General features: G+C 67.2%; 1 protein-coding gene and 2 pseudogenes. All 3 read left to right on the top strand.

Annotated features, from left to right (window positions below; all coding sequences use genetic code 11):
- A pseudogene (locus ADBZ5U_RS16360) lies at positions 1-454 on the top strand (ACR3 family arsenite efflux transporter); the annotation flags it as partial.
- A 39-nt stretch (positions 455-493) separates the two neighbouring features.
- A complete protein-coding gene (locus ADBZ5U_RS16355; protein ID WP_526811955.1) occupies positions 494-910 on the top strand; it encodes an arsenate reductase ArsC in 417 nt (138 codons plus the stop codon).
- A 24-nt stretch (positions 911-934) separates the two neighbouring features.
- Positions 935-1,143, top strand: a pseudogene (locus ADBZ5U_RS16350) (ArsA-related P-loop ATPase); the annotation flags it as partial.
- Positions 1,144-1,447: the final 304 nt, after the last annotated feature.

Here is a 1,447-nt window from a genome sequence, read left to right as displayed (position 1 = left end):
ACAACTTCGAGCTGGCGATCGCGGTGGCCATCGCCACCTTCGGCGCCACCTCCGGTCAAGCCCTGGCCGGGGTGGTCGGCCCGCTGATCGAAGTACCGGTACTGGTCGGGTTGGTCTACGTGTCCCTGGCGTTGCGGAAACGCTTCCCCACGCAGCCGGGCCCAGCAACCCCCTGACCGTAAGGAACCATGATGTCCGACAACGAGACCGCAGCCGCGCACACCACCGCCGATCTGCTGATGCCCCAGGCGGTGCTGTCGCAGGCCGCGCAGAACCTCGCCGCGAGATATGCGGGGACGCCTGCGCGGGCTATCCGGGCAAGCGCTGCCTCGATTGGGCGATCGACGATCCCGCCGGTCAGCCACTGCAGGCGGTGCGCACGATCCGCGACGACCTCGATACCCGGGTGCGCGGCCTGCTCACCGAGTTGACCGCCCCCTCCATCTCCGCCTGACTTACCCCTCCGATCTCCATTCGAAAGGCGTTTACTGACATGGCTTCTCGTCCCAGCGTGTTGTTCGTGTGCATCCACAATGCGGGCCGTTCCCAGATGGCCGCGGGCTTCCTGCGCGACCTGGCCGGTGATGCCGTCGAGGTCCGATCTGCGGGCAGCGACCCGGGCCCGCGGATCAATCCGGCCGCGGTCGAGGCGATGGCCGAGGTCGGCATCGACATCTCCGGCCAGTCCCCGAAACTGCTCACCCACGAAGCGGTCGAGACCTCCGATGTGGTGATCACGATGGGCTGCGGAGATGCCTGCCCGGTGTTCCCCGGCATCAGCTACCGCGACTGGGCGCTTGAGGACCCGGCCGGCAAGGGCATCGACGCGGTGCGCCCCATCCGAGACGAGATCAAGACCCGCGTGCAGGCCCTGGTCGCCGAACTGCTGCCCGCCCAACCAGCCTCATGATGAAGCCCTCGGTGCCACCGGGGCGTGCGGGGAGGACCTGCTGTTCCACCGACCAGAGGACCCGCACCCGAGTTCCTTGACCATCCGCCGCGCTTTCTGTTCTTCACCGGCAAGGGCGGGATGGGCAAGACCTCCGTCGCGTGTGCCACCCGATCGCCCTGGCCCGGCAAGGCAGAACGGTGCCGCTGGTCAGCACCGACCCCGCCTCCAACGTCGGGCAGGTCTTCGGGCTGATGATGTTCACCGCATCCCGCCATTGACGGTAAGGGGCAAAAATCCTTCGACCAAGGGCCTACGACCTTTGTGATGTCGCAGACGGCTCCGACACCCGGCGCCGGAACAACACGACCACCAGGATTGCCGTCGCCACGGGTATCACCGTCATGAACAGATTCAGCGTGTGCGCCGCGCTGAGCACGCCTGCGGTTGCTTCCGAGATCACCCACGCGGTGCGTTCCGAATCCAACACCGCCGCGCCCGGGTCAGCAGCTGTGGTGCTCAGGATCTCGCCGGCCTGCTCGATGCTGACTCCGGCGT

Origin of the sequence: Mycobacterium sp. (assembly GCF_040398885.1) — a bacterium.
Lineage (GTDB): Bacteria > Actinomycetota > Actinomycetes > Mycobacteriales > Mycobacteriaceae > Mycobacterium.
The sequence above is the reverse complement of the archived record's forward strand: the minus strand, read 5'-3'. Positions and strand labels throughout refer to the sequence as shown.